A 15,717-nucleotide genomic window follows, 5' to 3' on the forward strand; every position below is an offset into this window, starting at 1 on the left:
TATTAGTAAAACACTTGAGGATACAAAAGTTTATTCCTATTTTTGCACAATTTACTAAAAAACGTGCAATGATTAAAGAGAATTTCATTAAACTATATGAGAATAGTTTTCGTGAGAATTGGGATTTACCCTGTTATACCGATTATGGTGAAGATACTAAGTATACCTACGGTGAAGTAGCTGAAAAAATTGCGCACCTGCATCTGTTATTCAAGCATTGCAGCCTCCGTAGAGGAGATAAAATATCGGTGATCGGCAAAAATAACGCCCATTGGTGCATAGCCTATATGGCAACAATTACTTACGGTGCAATTGTCGTACCTATCCTGCAAGATTTCACCCCAAACGATGTTCATCATATCGTTAATCATTCTGAGTCCATCTTTCTGTTTACCAGCGACAGCATTTGGGAAAATCTGGAAGAAGAAAAGCTAACCGGACTGCGTGGAGTTTTCTCCCTGACGGATTTTCGTTGCCTTTATCAACGGGATGGAGAAACCATACAGAAGTTTCTAAAGAACCTTGATAATGAGATGCACATCAATTATCCGAAAGGTTTCACACAGGATAATGTTCAATATACTACTCTGTCCAACGACAAAGTAATGCTCCTAAACTATACTTCCGGAACAACAGGTTTCAGTAAAGGTGTAATGCTGACTGGAAACAACCTTGCCGGCAATGTTACTTTCGGCATCCGGACCGAACTATTAAAAAAAGGAGATAAAGTCCTCTCCTTCCTTCCACTAGCACATGCCTATGGCTGTGCTTTCGACTTCCTGACCGCAACAGCCGTCGGCACCCATGTCACCCTACTGGGGAAAACACCTTCTCCTAAAATTATCATGAAGGCTTTTGAAGAGGTGAAACCAAACCTTATTATCACTGTTCCATTGGTTATCGAGAAAATATACAAGAATATTATTCAACCTCTCATCAACAAAAAAGGAATGAAATGGGCATTGAATATCCCTCTACTCGATACCCAAATCTATAACCAAATACGCAAGAAATTGATTGACGCCTTGGGTGGACGTTTCAAAGAAATCATCATCGGCGGCGCAGCAATGAATGAAGAAGTAGAAGAATTTTTCTACAGAATTAAATTCCCATTCACTATCGGATACGGAATGACAGAATGCGGACCGCTCATCAGCTATGCTCCCTGGAATGAATTTGTACTAGGTTCTTCGGGAAAAATATTGGATATCATGGAAGCACGTATATATAAGGAGAATGCTGAAGCTGAAATTGGAGAAATTCAAGTTCGAGGCGAAAACGTGATGGTGGGATATTATAAAAACCAGGAAGCTACTGACGAAGTCTTCACTGAAGATGGTTGGTTATGCACAGGAGACCTTGGGACAATAGACGTCAATGGAAACATTTTCATTCGCGGCCGACTTAAAAGTATGATTTTAAGTTCAAGCGGACAGAATATCTTTCCAGAAGAATTGGAAGCCAAACTTAATAATCTTCCGTTTATTCTTGAGAGTCTTGTCATTGAACGAAATAAAAAATTAGTAGCTCTAGTCTATGCTGATTACGAAGCTTTGGATTCTCTCGGACTAAACAATCCAGACAATCTGAAAACAATTATGGATGAGAATCTCAAAAGCCTGAATAATAGTGTAGCTACCTACGAAAAGATCAGCCAGATTCAACTCTATCCTACTGAATTTGAAAAGACTCCAAAACGTAGTATCAAAAGATATCTATACAACAGCATCACAGTTGATTAATATGTTGTAAAACATAGCTTTAAGAGAGAAAAGCACCTATCTTCGAAAAAAAATATAAAAAAAGTTGGGTTTTCGAGAACAACATATTGAAAAAGTACATACCTTTGCATCGTTTTAATAAAGCAATTGATTGTATTACGTTTTAAAAAGCAAAGAAAATGAAAAAATTAGTTTTGATGGCAGTAGCTATCGCAGCAGTATCATTCGCATCATGTGGTAACAAAGCAGCTGACGCTCAGAAAGCTCAACAAGATTCTATCCGTATTGCTGACTCAATCGCAGCAGTAGAAGCAGCAGCAGCTGAAGCAGCTGCAGCAGCAGAAGCTGATACAACTGCAACTGATAGCTTGACAGTAACTGAAACTATAGTAGCTGAATAATAAGAAACTACTTAGAGAGAATTGAAAGTCTGACATACGAAAGTATGCACAGACTTTTTTTATGCCTTTATTTTTATACATAAAAGAAAATATAATTTATAAAAATAAAAATGCATTAGTCCAATATCATAAAAAGAATCACACTACTTAATTATTCTTCCCCCAAAAATTCCATCAGGCTTCCCATATAAACTATTACAAAACTTATGGCAAAAATAAGAAAAGCGGTTTACCCTGAAACAGGATAAACCGCTTTTAAATATCTTTCGATAAAAATTATTCAGCTACTACTTCAAAAGGAATTTCTACAGAAACCTCCTTATGCAATTTTACAACAGCTTTGTAGTTACCGATTTCTTTCACAGCGTCTTTCACAACGATGATCTTTCTGTCTACTTCATGACCTAATTTAGCCAAAGCTTCAGCAATCTGAATATTACCAACAGAACCAAAAATAGTACCAGTTGAGCTCACTTTAGTTGCAATAGTCAAAGATACACCTTCCAACTTAGCAGCCATAGCCTCAGCATCTTTCTTGATTTTCTCAAGTTTATGAGCACGTTGCTTCAGCTCTTCAGCCAACATTTTCTTTGCAGAAGGAGAAGCGATGATAGCTTTTCCCGTCGGGATTAAGTAATTACGACCGTAACCAGACTTAACGTTTACGATATCATTCTTATAACCCAAGTTTACTACGTCTTCTTTTAATATAATTTCCATACTTTTCCTCCTTCTTATTTCATCATGTCAGTTACATATGGCAACAATGCCAAGTGACGAGCTCTCTTCACAGCCTGCGCGATACGACGTTGGAACTTCAAAGAAGTACCTGTGATACGACGCGGAAGGATTTTACCCTGTTCATTCAAGAATTTCTTCAAAAATTCAGGATCTTTGTAGTCAATGTACTTAATACCGCTCTTTTTGAAACGGCAATATTTTTTCTTCTTAACGTCTACTGAGGGCGGAGTTAAATATCTGATTTCTGATTGAACTTGTTGTGCCATGATTAATCCTCCTTTTTGTTTGATTTAACACTTCTTCTCTTAGCAGCATATTCTGCAGCATACTTATCCATTCTGAAAGTCAAGAAACGGATTACACGTTCATCACGACGGAAGTTTAGTTCCAACTTGTCAATCACAGTAGGATCTGCATTGAACTCAATCAGCTGATAGAATCCTGTAGACTTCTTCTCAATCGGATAAGCCAATTTTTTCAGTCCCCAGTTCTCTTCATTGATAATCTCAGCACCTTCTTCTTGAAGAATGCCTTTGAATTTTTCTACCGCTTCCTTCATCTGAACATCAGATAAAACGGGAGTTAAAATGAAAACGGTTTCGTATTGATTCATACTCGTTTAATTAAATAAATAAATTATTTTATTTTAAATGCGGGTGCAAAGTTAGGCATTTTATTTTGAACTACAAATTTTTAATCTTTTTTTATACCCTACTTTAGGAATTATCCAAGAAGTAGTTTACCTTTGCAAGGTTGTTTAAACAATAATTTCATGATAGAGCAATTTAACTTTGACATCCGGCTTATTTTTGCCATATTAAATGGTAAAGTTTCCGCAGCCATAAATCGGAAGCTATATCGTAATTTTCGTCAGAATGGACTGGAAATCAGCCCAGAACAATGGACTGTATTGATTTTCTTATGGGAAAAAGATGGTGTTACTCAACAAGAGTTGTGCAATGCAACTTTTAAAGATAAGCCCAGCATGACCCGCCTCATAGATAATATGGAACGGCAACATCTGGTAGTACGGATTTCAGACAAAAAAGATCGTCGGACAAATCTCATTCACCTTACTAAAGACGGAAAAGAGTTAGAAGAAAAAGCACGTATCATTGCGGGACAAACACTAAAAGAAGCTCTTCAAGGCATCACTCTCGATGAGTTAAGTATCGGTCAGGAAGTGCTGAAAAAAGTTTTCTTTAATACGAAAGATTAACCTGAATAATAAATCATATAATTCATAAAATCCACTAAATCGGTCTCAATAATGGATTTTTTACCTAATTTATTTCGCCCGTTGAAGAATTATGCTTTAATTTGTGACTAATAAATGAATTGTTATTAAATAACAATCTATTAGACAATAAATAACTAAATAATAAACTGTTAAATACACACACATGAAAGACTTATTAAAGAATCTGGGATTGATATTAATCTTGATCGGAGTAGTCATTTTACTGGCTTGTTCTATTACCGGCAATGTAAACAACAACGCCGTTCTTGGTACATCGGTAGCATTCGTTGTATTAGGACTCATCTCTTATATTGTTATTAATAAGAAGATAGTTGATTAATTCGTGAAAATCAATAAAAAAATCCCTGGAACAAATGTTCCCGGGATTTTTTTATTTGCCAGTTATTGAGTTATTCATTAAGATTCAACTTCCGGTGTAATCAGCTTATAACCTTTTCCGTGGATATTGATAATCTCAATTGAATCATCTTCTTTCAAGTGCTTACGCAATTTCGTGATATACACATCCATACTACGGGCATTGAAATAGTTATCATCAATCCAGATAGTTTTCAACGCAAAGTCACGTTGCAGAATTTCGTTCGCATGGGCACAAAGTAATCCTAAAAGTTCTGATTCTTTGGTAGTCAGCTTAGTCTGCTTACCTTCCGTTGCCAAAATCTGTTTCTGAGTATCGAAAGTAAACTTTCCGATTTTATAGATGTTGCTTTCCTTATTCTTCTTTCCACGAACACGTCTTAAAATCGCTTCAATTCTGAATGTCAGTTCTTCCATACTAAATGGTTTGGTGATATAATCATCCGCACCAATCTTAAATCCTTCCAAAATATCTTCTTTCAGTGTTTTTGCAGTCAGGAAGATAATAGGAATTTCAGCATTAGCAGCACGAACATCCTGCGCCAAAGTGAAACCATCCTTCTTAGGCATCATTACGTCAAACACACATAAGTCATACTTATTCTTCAAGAAAGCTTTGTAACCAGCTTCTCCATCAGGATACAACTCAGCAGAGTAACCTTTAGCCTGTAAATATTCTCTTAAAAGCATGCCAAGATTTTCATCATCTTCGCACAATAAAATACGCAGTTTCTCGTCCATATCAATTATTTTTTAATAAAGGTAATGCAATTATAAATTTAGTTCCTACATTCACATCGCTTTCCGCCCGAATAGTTCCCTTATGATCCATAATTATCTTTTTCACATAAGCCAACCCCAGACCGAAGCCTTTTACATCGTGCAGATTACCTGTATGCACGCGATAGAACTTCTCAAATATCTTTTTCAGGTTTTCCTTCTTGATGCCGATACCATTATCCTGTATCGAAATCATCAGCTTACCCGGTTCATTCCAAGTCTTTACTTTCAATTCCAAATCCTCTTCCGGCTTTTTATATTTTACCGCATTATCCATCAGATTGAAAATTACATTCGTAATATGCATTTCATCTGCAAATATAACAGGATCAGTAGCCTCAAGGTTCGATGTAATCTTACCATTATATCGTTCTACTTTCAAAGCAAAAGTATTAATGACTCCCGAAATCAATTCATTCGCATCAATTTCCTTCATTTTTAAAGTTGCTTTCTGCCTATCAAACATCGACATCTGCAATACTTTCTCTACTTGAAAACGCAATCGTTTTGTTTCATCATTAATGACTCCCGAAATATGCTGGAACATTTGCGGGGACTTACCGACCGCCGGATCTTTCAGCATCTGTGCCGCCAACGAAATAGTCGATATCGGAGTTTTAAACTCATGCGTCATATTATTAATAAAGTCATTCTTCATCTCCGTCAGTTTCTTCTGCCGGAATACGATATAGATCGTAAAGATAAATGTTACTAACAATACCATTGTAAATATCAACGATGGAATCATAAAACTGATTGAATCGAAAATATAATCCTTTCTCCCCGGAAAATGTACTTTCAGTACACTTATCTTAGCAGGAGGATCATTCGGGAACAATGCTTGCTGATATGACTCATCCTCTCCTTTGGTGTCATAATCTGCACAACGGTAGACTATCCGGCCATCCCTGTCAATCACCGAAAAATGATAAGGCAAGTCTATACTATTATTAAATAGGCTTAATTGCAAATAGTGATCCAAATCTCTAAAACGAACTCTATCCCCTATCGACTTGTCACTTGCTTGATAAATCATCTGCCATGCCACCTCATTGAGCAACTCGCGTTGGTATAAGTACCGATTTTTGACAGCTTCCATCAATGAACGCGAAGTCTCCGGAATTGTTTTTGTTCCCCGATAAGGAGAAATTAACGCTTTCGGCAATTCTGATGGTTTGTCAGTCATCACACGTTGCTCAAAATCCGTATATCCTTTTCCGTTCCGATAATTCATCTTAAAACCTGGCGTTTGTTGAGTCGGATCACCTTCCTGCATGGAAGAATTAGCAGCCAATGCCTTCCTTTCCGTTTCAGTTATATCTTCAATCAGCCAACGCTGTGTCTCTGCATACTCCACATCCTTAGAAACCTGACCCAAACTATTGCGCACAGCAGAATCAAATTGTTCCTTCCGGGTTTTGACCATTTCCTCTATATAACTAACTTGCAAATACAACAAGCTAAGAAAGGAAAGCCCCATTACTATACCTAATATCCAAATTGTCGACTTCTTCATAGCAACAAAATTAACACTCCCTAATTAACACTCCTAGCTCATTAACTTGATTTAACCGGAAGTTCTCGTAAATTAACCGAAAGAAGTTATTTAAGTCGTATTCTGATGACTACAACAAAAAAGGCACTACTTTGGTTTGCAAATTTAATAAAAAATTAAAGATTTTCCTTGAGAAATTCCATCTTTATTAATCATAGTTAAACAAAAACCGCCGCCTTTTACTTAAAAAAGACGACGATTTTAACATTATTACGAGAATTACTAGTTATTCTTCTATTTGTTTAGCTTCAAAATCCTTAATTAACTTATCCTGAACATCTGTAGGAACAAGTTCATAACTTGAGAATTTCATGATAAATGAAGCACGTCCACCAGTGAGTGAGCTAAGAGCTGTAGAATAAGATGACATCTCTTTCAGTGGAACCTTAGCCGCCAATTTTTCAAATCCTTTCTCACTACTCATACCCATAATCATAGCACGCCGTCCCTGCAGGTCTCCCATTACATCACCCATCTTATCAGACGGCACGAAAACTTCCACATCATAAATAGGTTCCAAAATCTTTGGACCGGCATTCTTGAAAGCTTCACTAAATGCATTACGGCCAGCCAGCATAAAAGAGATTTCATTAGAGTCTACCGGATGCATCTTACCATCATAAACAATAACACGGACGTCCCGGGCATATGAACCAGTTAATGGTCCCTGTTCCATACGGGACATGATACCCTTCAAGATAGCAGGCATAAAACGGCTATCAATAGAACCTCCCACAATACTGTTGATAAACACAAGCTTACCGCCCCATTCCAACGGAATTTCTTCTTTACCTTTTGCATTTATCTTAAATTCCTGTCCGTTAAACCTATAAATTTCCGGAACAGGCATACCTTCTTTGTAAGGTTCTACAATCAGATGAACTTCACCAAACTGACCTGCACCACCTGATTGCTTTTTATGGCGATAGTCTGCACGAGAGGCTTTCGTTATTGTTTCACGATAGGGGATCTTAGGTTCTTCGTATTTAATCAGGAGTTTTTCATTATTCTCCAAACGCCATTTCAAAGTACGAAGATGAAATTCTCCCTGACCATGAACCAATGTTTGCTTCAATTCTTTCGATTGCTCAATAATCCATGTCGGATCTTCTTCACGCATACGGTTCAAGACAGTCATCATTTTTTCCACATCTGCCTCATTTACAGGCTTAATAGCACGTGAATATTTAGAATTAGGATACTTGATAAAGTTAAATTTATAATCGCAATCCTTGCCGTCTAATGTATTACCCGTCTTAACATCTTTCAGCTTCACAGCAGCACCTATATCACCGGCCTGCAATTCTTCTACTTTAATACGATTAGCACCTGCAACAACGTAAATTTGTGCAATACGTTCCTTGGAACCACGATCAGCATTCAGCAAGTCGTCGCCTTCATGGACTTTTCCACTCATTACCTTAAAGTAAGAAACCTCACCGATATGCGGTTCAACACTTGTTTTAAAGAAATAAAGAGATTCCGGTCCATTCGAATTTGGTGCTACCTCTTTACCATCCGTATTCTGCACCTTCGGCATTTCAGAAACAAAGGGAACTACATTACCCAAAAATTCCATTAAACGTCGAACTCCCATATCTTTGCCTCCACAAACACAAAATACGGGGAACATACCTCTTGCTATCAATCCTTTACGGATACCCTCACGCATTTCATCTTCCGTCAAAGAATCTTGTTCGAAGAATTTTTCCATCAATCCTTCATCATTTTCGGCAGCGGCTTCTACTAATACTTTGTGCATTTCCATTGCCTTATCCATCTCCTCCGCAGGAATCTCTTCAATAATGGGAGCTCCGCCTTCAGGTTTCCATGAATATTTTTTCATTAACAGGACATCAATCAGCGAATTAAAATTAGGTCCTGTAGAGATAGGATATTGAATAGGAACTACTTTAGGACCATAAGCCTCTTTCAGTTGCTCCAGAATATTATCATAGTCGCATTTCTCATTATCTAACTGATTAACGAGGAAAATGACGGGTTTATTCAGTTTTTCAGTATATCGGAAGTGATTTTGTGTACCGACTTCTATGCCATATTGACCATTAAGAAGAATAATTGCTGTGTCGGTCACATTCAGTGCAGTAACAGTGCTACCTACAAAGTCGTCCGAACCCGGACAATCTATAATATTAAGCTTTTTATTATTCCATTCTACATGGAGAACGGTAGAGAAAACGGAGTAACCATACTCTTGTTCAACAGGGAAATAATCACTAACAGTGTTTTTTGCGGCAATAGATCCCCGACGTTTTATAACACCACTCTCGAAAAGCATTGCTTCCACGAGAGTGGTTTTCCCAGAGCCAGAACTTCCCAATAAGGCAATGTTCTTAATTTCATTAGTCTGATATACCTTCATAATATATAAGATTTAAATAATTACTCAGTATGTTTCTTGCATACCATTAATTTAGTGAGCCGCAAATTAGGGATTAATTAGTGGAAAAGCAAGATTTACGACAGTGTTACTAAACAATGTTATGTAACACATTTGTACATTTTAGCACTTATCAGTACACTGTATAATCTGTTTTTCTACTAGCCTTCATCCAATTAGCTATTGCGATTCTCTCATTCTCTTATAACTTATAGATCATCAAAAGGTTTCAAACTTGTCGCTTTTATTTCAAAATTCAGTTATAATTCAGGAAATTTCCACGGTTTACGATAATCCGGTTTAATCAGTTTATTAGCTTCACGATGATTAAAGGTCTTTTTCACGTCATCATAAACAAGAGCTGATCTAACACGCGCAGATATATTTCCTAAATGGGCATATTTAGCACAAAGACTGCCATTATCGACAGTGCAGGCTGTATTCATCTCACGCGTTTTCATACAATTCAAGAAGTTGGTGACATGATCCCGGTGATCTTGATAATTCGGCATACTTTTAATCGCTTCTATTTTGTTTTGTACTGGATATACCTCCCAACTTTCGCGGTTTGCGACCAATATTCCATTCGTTCCGATAAATTCAACTCCATAATTTCTGCCATAAGGTCCCGCTTCTATACTAACATTACTCCATTGGATGGTGAAATCATCAAATTCATAAACGACAGAAAGTGTATCAAACGTTTCGGCATAATTTTCCGGATAGGCAAAATTACCTCCGGAACTAAGAATTCGGTTAGGCATCCCATTCACATTCATACCCCATAAAGCCATATCCATCAAATGCACTCCCCAATCAGTCATCAGACCACCACCATAATCCCAGAACATCCTCCAAGAGCCATGAAATCTCTTTTCATTAAAAGTTCTTTTAGGTGCCGGTCCCAGCCAAGTTTCAAAATCTATTCCGGCAGGGACAGGAGAGTCAGGAACCGGATTGAGTATCGTTGCATAACCAAAGTTTGCCCAAACATTCACTTTTGCTATTTTTCCTAATTTCCCACTATCAATATACTTTTTCATTTCATGCCAGTGATTTCCGCTACGTTGCTGTTGTCCCACTTGTACAACCCTATTATATTTTTTAGCGGCAGCTACCATAGCATCACATTCGGCAATTGAATTAGCTAGTGGTTTTTCTACATATACATCTTTTCCTGCAGAACAAGCATCTACCATTTGCAAGCAATGCCAATGATCCGGTGTACCAATAATAACCGCATCAATATCCTTTCTCTCCAGCAATTTGCGATAATCGCCATAAAGTTCAGGCTTTCCGCTTCTCATCTTTACTAATTCCGAAGCTTTATTTTCCAAAATACTCTTGTCTATATCACATAAAGCAACACATTCAACTTCCGGATGAATTAAAAAATCATTCAAATTTGACCACCCCATCCCCCTGCATCCGATTAATGCTATATTTATTTTATCGTTAGCGGCAACTGAGCGGGCAAACAGATTGTTTTCGGATAGAATAGTTGGCATCACTAAACCGGTAGCCGCCATGGCTCCCATTTTTTTAAGAAATTCACGCCGTGTAGTCATAATATTAAATTTTTAAAGTAAGTTACAAATATTTGTAGTATCAAAATATGAATATACCATAGAAAGCAAAATTATAGAATTTTATTGTTCAACCGATAGTTTCTACAAAGAAATTGTGAATCAGCAAAAAAATAGATGCTGAAAACATTAATATCACTTCTTCTCATACACTAATTAAATACTTAATTTATTTAATTATCTCTACTCTTCTCAAATAGCTCAAAAAAAGCTGTAATTTTGTACTTTGCTATCAACTGATTATAGAACTTAACACAATATGGCAGGCATCTATCTCCACATTCCTTTCTGCAAAACCCGTTGCATCTATTGCGATTTCTATTCGACTACTCATAGTGAACTCAGAACACGCTATGTGGAAGCATTGTGTAGTGAGTTGGTAATGAGGAAAGACTACTTGAAAGGAGCACCAATAGAAACAATTTATTTCGGAGGAGGTACTCCTTCACAACTCAATAAAGAAGATTTCGAACTGATATTCCATACTATTCACAAACATTACGGGATGGAAGACTGCCGGGAAATCACTTTAGAAGCCAATCCCGATGATCTGACCACTGAATACCTGAAAATGCTCGCTTCTCTTCCCTTTAACCGTATCAGTATGGGAATACAAACATTTGATGAGTCTACATTGAAACTTCTCAAACGACGACATACAGCCAACCAGGCCATAGAAGCTGTAAAAAGAAGTCGTGAAGCCGGATTTCAAAATATAAGTATCGACCTGATTTACGGTCTACCCGGCGAAACAATCGAACGGTGGGAGCGAGACCTGCAACAAGCCGTCGCACTTCAGCCGGAACATATTTCAGCGTATCACCTGACTTATGAAGAGGGTACACCTATATATAATATGCTGCAAAAACGTCAGGTACAAGAAGTAGACGAAGAAATCAGTGTACGTTTCTTTTCCATATTAATGGAGCACCTGAAAGTTGCCGGATACGAACATTATGAAATATCCAACTTTTGCTACCCCGGAAAACATTCCCGTCACAACACTTCTTATTGGAAAGGCACTCCTTATCTAGGTTGCGGTCCTTCAGCACATTCTTTCGATGGCTGCTCACGTGAATGGAACATTGCTTCCATCAACGATTATATAGAGGGAATAGAGAAAAACAACCGGATTTTTGAAACCGAAAACCGGGATAAAGGTACTGCTTACAATGAACTGATCATTACTTCCATCCGCACCATGTGGGGCATACCATTAGGCAAGCTCGAACAAGAATACGGTCCGAAGTTCTTGAAATACTGTCGAAAGATGGCAGCTCCTTACGTGAAAAATGGAAAGTTATCTGAACAAGACGGCACCCTACGCCTCACCAGAGAGGGAATTTTCATATCTGATAGTATTATGAGAGACTTACTTTTTGTCGAAGATTAAATACAGTAAAATGAACCGCCGATGACCGAATCAGAAGTAAGAAAGTTATTACGGCAAATAAAAGAGCAGGATTCGCAAAGTGCCTTCCGCGACTTTTATAATATGACATACGATCGGCTCTTCCGTATAGCCTACTACTATGTAAAAAAGGAAGAATGGTCGCAGGAAATTGTACTCGATGTATTTCTGAAACTTTGGAAACAACGCAGTACCCTGCTTGAAGTCAGAAATATCGAAGACTATTGTTTCATTCTAGTCAAAAATGCTTCTCTCAATTATCTCGAAAAAGAGTCCAGATATACGACCATTGAATCCGATGCCCTTCCCGAACCACAAGAGCAAAGCTGTTCTCCAGAAGAATCATTAATTAATGAAGAGCTTTTTGCTCTATATGTAAAAGCACTCGACAGGCTCCCTGAGCGTTGCCGGGAAATATTTATCCGTATCCGTGAAGAAAAACGAAGTTATGCACAAGTAGCAGAAGAGCTAGGGATTAGTATAAAGACAGTAGATGCCCAGCTTCAGAAAGCAGTTAGTCGGCTTAAAGAAATGATTAGTCATGCTGATGTTAATTAACACTTATTTATAAATAAAGAATAGGGAATATCTTTCATTTTCCGGTCTTCATCAATAAACAAACCTATTAATCACTAAAAATGAATGAAATGATGAAAAAGTTGAATGATGTGGATACCGGCCCAATGGTTCCCTTACTACCCTTACAGATTCTATTCTTAAGGAATAATGTTATGAAAGATATGTCCGAAAAGTACCCAATATCGAGAGAATAATGAAATATACCGATACAGAAATAGACAAAATACTAGACCGGCTCGTAGCCTCCACCCGTTCACCGCGTGGAAAGTTCTCGGCATCTGCCAGTTATCCTAAGTTGGAAAGACGATTGAAACCACGTATCCTACATATTCCGGTTCAATCCTTTAGGGTAGCTGCAGCTGTAGTTCTACTCTGTCTATCGGTATGTGCAGTTTATTGGTACGCTACGTCCACATCCATACAAACAATTTCAACATTAGCTGAAACTCGTTATGTACGCCTACCGGATGGTACATCAGTCACACTTAACCATTTTTCTTCTCTTACTTACCCCAAAGGCTTTAAAAATGCCAATCGGGAAGTAACCCTGACAGGAGAAGCCTATTTTGAAGTGACAAAAGATAAAAAACATCCTTTCATCGTGCAAGCCGGACCTGTTAATGTACAAGTCTTGGGAACGCATTTCAATATTGATGCATATCCCAACAATCCGGATATAAGAACGACATTATTAGAAGGATCAGTAGCAGTAAGCAATACCAGTAACACAATTCGATTAGTATTGGAATCTAACCAAATGGCTATATATAATAAGGTGAAAAATAGCCTCACCCGCAAAGAGATTAAAAACTCCGGTGACGAAATATCCTGGCGACAAGGAGAGCTAATATTCAACGATACATCTTTGAAAGAAATTGTACGGGAACTATCTAACTCATTCAATGTCGATATACAAATTCAGGATACAACATTGCAAAACTATTGTATCACAGCTCACTTCCCAAAGAGCGAAAAGCTGGAAACAATTCTGACCGTATTGCATCAAACCGGACATTTCGATTATTCAAAAACTAACGACCAAATTATTATCACTGCTAAACAAGACTTAAAATGAAAATAATATACTCAGATAATCTACATATCAGAACCTGTCTTCTGGTATGTCTGCTTACTTATGCCATCAACAATATGGCACAAAATCCAGACTCGCAACTGACATTTACTTTACGCAACGCTAGTTTGAAAGAATTTGTTAAGTTAATAGAGAACTCCACCGGATATTCCTTCGTCTACGGAGAAGAAGTAAAGATCAGGAAAAAAATCAGTTTAAGTGTCCAAAAAGATTCGCTTCATAACGTGCTTGACAAAGTATTCTCACATGAAAATATCACTTATCAGTTTTCCGGGCGCTACATCTTACTAAAGAAAAAGAAAGAATCTCAAACTGAATCCCGAAAATTTACAATTAGCGGATATGTCACTGATGCTATTTCCTCGGAAACGCTGATAGGGACCAATATCTTGGAAAGCAATCTGAAACAAGGTACGAGTACCAATCCATACGGTTACTACAGCATCACTTTGCCTGAAGGGCAAACTTCGATACGTTTTTCTTATCTGGGATATACTACCGAACTACGTACGTTCTTTCTTCAACAGGATACCTTGCTGAATATACGGATGAAAGACGCCAACCTATTGAAAGAGGTAGTCATCGTATCGGATAAAGCAGAAAGTGGTAATTCAGCAACACAGATGGGAGCTATCGAAATCCCGATTACCCAAATAAAAAAGACTCCCAGCATATTGGGAGAAGCCGATGTGATGAAAGCTATCCAAATGATGCCCGGAGTACAGGCAGGAGTAGATGGTTCCGCCGGATTATATATACGTGGCGGAGGTCCCGATCAAAATCTGATTCTATTAGACGGAGTCCCGGTATATAACGTAGATCATATGTTTGGATTCTTCTCTGTATTTACTCCTGAAGCCGTCAAAAAGGTGACTCTCTTCAAAAGTTCTTTCCCAGCCCGTTTCGGTGGACGATTGTCTTCGGTAGTCGATGTACGCACCAACGACGGAGATATGGAAAAATATCATGGAACATTCAGTATCGGATTGCTGACCAGCAAAATAAATCTGGAAGGTCCCATTGTGAAAGGAAAAACTTCCTTCAATATTTCCGCCCGACGCTCCTATCTGGATTTAATAGCCAAACCTTTTATGCCCGACGACGAGAAGTACAGTTATTATTTCTATGACATCAATGCCAAGATTAATCATAAATTCTCCGACCGTAGCCGCTTATTTCTAAGTGTCTATAATGGGAAAGACCACTTTTCCGCCAACTTTGACGATACGACAGATTTCAAAGACGGTAACAATATGAATTGGGGAAATACCATTGTCTCAGCAAGATGGAATTATATTTTCAACAATCGACTGTTTAGCAATACAACTGTGGCCTTCAACAATTATAATATGGATATCAACACTTACACCCATAATCAATATCCTAACAATCAAAACATTCTTCTCATCAACCGATATTCTGCCAATTATAGTTCCGGGATCTCCGACTGGAACTATCAAATAGACTTTGACTACAATCCCACTCCGACACATCATATCAAGTTCGGTACGGGCTATCTCTATCACCGCTTCCGCCCGGAAGTTATGACTTCTAAAATAACGGACCAAGAAAACGAAACTATACAACGGGACACCGTATATAATAGCATATCCAACAGTCAGATTGAAGGACATGAAATATCCGCTTACGCAGAAGATAATTTCCAAATCTGTTCTCGTTTAAGAATTAACTACGGCTTACATTTATCACTGTTTCATGTGCAGAAACAAAACTATTTCTCACTGCAACCACGACTTTCAGCACGTTATCAACTCAATAAATCTGTAGCTTTCAAAGCCGCTTATACCCAAATGAGTCAATATGTACATTT

The 15,717-nt window shown here is 37.8% G+C and carries 15 protein-coding genes; 8 read left to right on the forward strand and 7 right to left on the reverse strand.

Annotated elements, in window-relative coordinates:
- Nucleotides 1-68 precede the first annotated feature (68 nt).
- Together PHO71_RS17690 and PHO71_RS17695 are read left to right on the forward strand one after the other, a co-directional pair.
- Nucleotides 69-1,742 carry a long-chain fatty acid--CoA ligase gene (locus tag PHO71_RS17690; RefSeq protein WP_300205858.1) on the forward strand — a complete coding sequence of 558 codons (1,674 nt, stop codon included), beginning with the start codon at nucleotides 69-71 and terminating at the stop codon, nucleotides 1,740-1,742.
- Nucleotides 1,743-1,900: 158 nt separating this feature from the next.
- Nucleotides 1,901-2,122: a hypothetical protein gene (locus PHO71_RS17695; RefSeq protein ID WP_300205860.1), complete on the forward strand. Its 222-nt coding sequence runs from the start codon at nucleotides 1,901-1,903 to the stop codon at nucleotides 2,120-2,122.
- A gap of 276 nt (nucleotides 2,123-2,398) precedes the next feature.
- Here PHO71_RS17695 and rplI read toward each other — a convergent pair whose 3' ends face one another.
- From rplI to rpsF, 3 genes are read right to left on the reverse strand one after another with little or no spacing between them, the layout of a single operon-like run.
- Nucleotides 2,399-2,842 (reverse strand): 50S ribosomal protein L9, encoded by a 444-nt coding sequence (rplI, locus tag PHO71_RS17700; protein ID WP_300205862.1) that lies wholly within the window; start codon nucleotides 2,840-2,842, stop codon nucleotides 2,399-2,401.
- Between the two features lie 14 nt (nucleotides 2,843-2,856).
- Complete coding sequence (rpsR, locus tag PHO71_RS17705) at nucleotides 2,857-3,129, reverse strand: 30S ribosomal protein S18 (protein ID WP_004307964.1); 273 nt, start codon at nucleotides 3,127-3,129, stop codon at nucleotides 2,857-2,859.
- A 2-nt stretch (nucleotides 3,130-3,131) separates the two neighbouring features.
- Nucleotides 3,132-3,476, reverse strand: a complete 345-nt coding sequence (rpsF, locus tag PHO71_RS17710) for a 30S ribosomal protein S6 (protein WP_077153229.1) — start codon at nucleotides 3,474-3,476, stop codon at nucleotides 3,132-3,134.
- 159 nt (nucleotides 3,477-3,635) lie between these two features.
- Between rpsF and PHO71_RS17715 the strand changes: the two genes are divergently transcribed.
- Complete coding sequence (locus PHO71_RS17715; RefSeq protein WP_300205867.1) at nucleotides 3,636-4,082, forward strand: MarR family winged helix-turn-helix transcriptional regulator; 447 nt, start codon at nucleotides 3,636-3,638, stop codon at nucleotides 4,080-4,082.
- Between the two features lie 184 nt (nucleotides 4,083-4,266).
- Nucleotides 4,267-4,443, forward strand: coding sequence for a hypothetical protein (locus tag PHO71_RS17720; RefSeq protein WP_300205869.1), 177 nt, complete (start codon nucleotides 4,267-4,269; stop codon nucleotides 4,441-4,443).
- Nucleotides 4,444-4,520: 77 nt separating this feature from the next.
- On the opposite strand, the gene PHO71_RS17725 is transcribed toward PHO71_RS17720, so the two are convergent.
- The 4 genes from PHO71_RS17725 to PHO71_RS17740 form a co-directional block, all read right to left on the reverse strand.
- Complete coding sequence (locus PHO71_RS17725; protein ID WP_005678712.1) at nucleotides 4,521-5,222, reverse strand: response regulator transcription factor; 702 nt, start codon at nucleotides 5,220-5,222, stop codon at nucleotides 4,521-4,523.
- A gap of 1 nt (nucleotide 5,223) precedes the next feature.
- Nucleotides 5,224-6,777, reverse strand: coding sequence for a sensor histidine kinase KdpD (locus PHO71_RS17730; RefSeq protein ID WP_300205876.1), 1,554 nt, complete (start codon nucleotides 6,775-6,777; stop codon nucleotides 5,224-5,226).
- A 265-nt stretch (nucleotides 6,778-7,042) separates the two neighbouring features.
- Nucleotides 7,043-9,199 carry a translation factor GTPase family protein gene (locus PHO71_RS17735; protein WP_300205878.1) on the reverse strand — a complete coding sequence of 719 codons (2,157 nt, stop codon included), beginning with the start codon at nucleotides 9,197-9,199 and terminating at the stop codon, nucleotides 7,043-7,045.
- 278 nt (nucleotides 9,200-9,477) lie between these two features.
- Entirely contained in the window at nucleotides 9,478-10,785 is a 1,308-nt protein-coding gene (locus PHO71_RS17740; RefSeq protein ID WP_300205880.1) for a Gfo/Idh/MocA family oxidoreductase, read from the reverse strand.
- Nucleotides 10,786-11,062: 277 nt separating this feature from the next.
- Here PHO71_RS17740 and hemW point away from each other — a divergent pair, with 277 nt between their 5' ends.
- From hemW to PHO71_RS17760, 4 genes are all read left to right on the forward strand, one after another.
- Nucleotides 11,063-12,196, forward strand: coding sequence for a radical SAM family heme chaperone HemW (gene hemW, locus PHO71_RS17745; RefSeq protein ID WP_300205882.1), 1,134 nt, complete (start codon nucleotides 11,063-11,065; stop codon nucleotides 12,194-12,196).
- A gap of 21 nt (nucleotides 12,197-12,217) precedes the next feature.
- Nucleotides 12,218-12,772 (forward strand): RNA polymerase sigma-70 factor, encoded by a 555-nt coding sequence (locus PHO71_RS17750; protein ID WP_300205884.1) that lies wholly within the window; start codon nucleotides 12,218-12,220, stop codon nucleotides 12,770-12,772.
- Between the two features lie 214 nt (nucleotides 12,773-12,986).
- Nucleotides 12,987-13,868, forward strand: coding sequence for a FecR domain-containing protein (locus PHO71_RS17755; protein WP_300205886.1), 882 nt, complete (start codon nucleotides 12,987-12,989; stop codon nucleotides 13,866-13,868).
- The coding region (locus PHO71_RS17760; protein WP_300205888.1) for a TonB-dependent receptor at nucleotides 13,865-15,717 on the forward strand (1,853 nt) is incomplete at its 3' end. The genes PHO71_RS17755 and PHO71_RS17760, both read left to right, overlap by 4 nt.

It is taken from the genome of Bacteroides sp. (genome assembly GCF_028690125.1).
Taxonomy (GTDB): domain Bacteria; phylum Bacteroidota; class Bacteroidia; order Bacteroidales; family Bacteroidaceae; genus Bacteroides.

Excerpts from the sequence above, each read along its gene's own strand:
- hemW (WP_300205882.1), top strand. The coding sequence starts at position 11,063 with ATGGCAGGCATCTATCTCCACATTCCTTTCTGCAAAACCCGTTGCATC.
- rplI (WP_300205862.1), bottom strand. The coding sequence starts at position 2,842 with ATGGAAATTATATTAAAAGAAGACGTAGTAAACTTGGGTTATAAGAAT.
- PHO71_RS17690 (WP_300205858.1), top strand. The coding sequence starts at position 69 with ATGATTAAAGAGAATTTCATTAAACTATATGAGAATAGTTTTCGTGAG.
- rpsR (WP_004307964.1), bottom strand. The coding sequence starts at position 3,129 with ATGGCACAACAAGTTCAATCAGAAATCAGATATTTAACTCCGCCCTCA.
- PHO71_RS17735 (WP_300205878.1), bottom strand. The coding sequence starts at position 9,199 with ATGAAGGTATATCAGACTAATGAAATTAAGAACATTGCCTTATTGGGA.
- PHO71_RS17725 (WP_005678712.1), bottom strand. The coding sequence starts at position 5,222 with ATGGACGAGAAACTGCGTATTTTATTGTGCGAAGATGATGAAAATCTT.
- PHO71_RS17730 (WP_300205876.1), bottom strand. The coding sequence starts at position 6,777 with ATGAAGAAGTCGACAATTTGGATATTAGGTATAGTAATGGGGCTTTCC.
- PHO71_RS17715 (WP_300205867.1), top strand. The coding sequence starts at position 3,636 with ATGATAGAGCAATTTAACTTTGACATCCGGCTTATTTTTGCCATATTA.
- PHO71_RS17755 (WP_300205886.1), top strand. The coding sequence starts at position 12,987 with ATGAAATATACCGATACAGAAATAGACAAAATACTAGACCGGCTCGTA.
- PHO71_RS17695 (WP_300205860.1), top strand. The coding sequence starts at position 1,901 with ATGAAAAAATTAGTTTTGATGGCAGTAGCTATCGCAGCAGTATCATTC.
- rpsF (WP_077153229.1), bottom strand. The coding sequence starts at position 3,476 with ATGAATCAATACGAAACCGTTTTCATTTTAACTCCCGTTTTATCTGAT.
- PHO71_RS17740 (WP_300205880.1), bottom strand. The coding sequence starts at position 10,785 with ATGACTACACGGCGTGAATTTCTTAAAAAAATGGGAGCCATGGCGGCT.
- PHO71_RS17750 (WP_300205884.1), top strand. The coding sequence starts at position 12,218 with ATGACCGAATCAGAAGTAAGAAAGTTATTACGGCAAATAAAAGAGCAG.
- PHO71_RS17720 (WP_300205869.1), top strand. The coding sequence starts at position 4,267 with ATGAAAGACTTATTAAAGAATCTGGGATTGATATTAATCTTGATCGGA.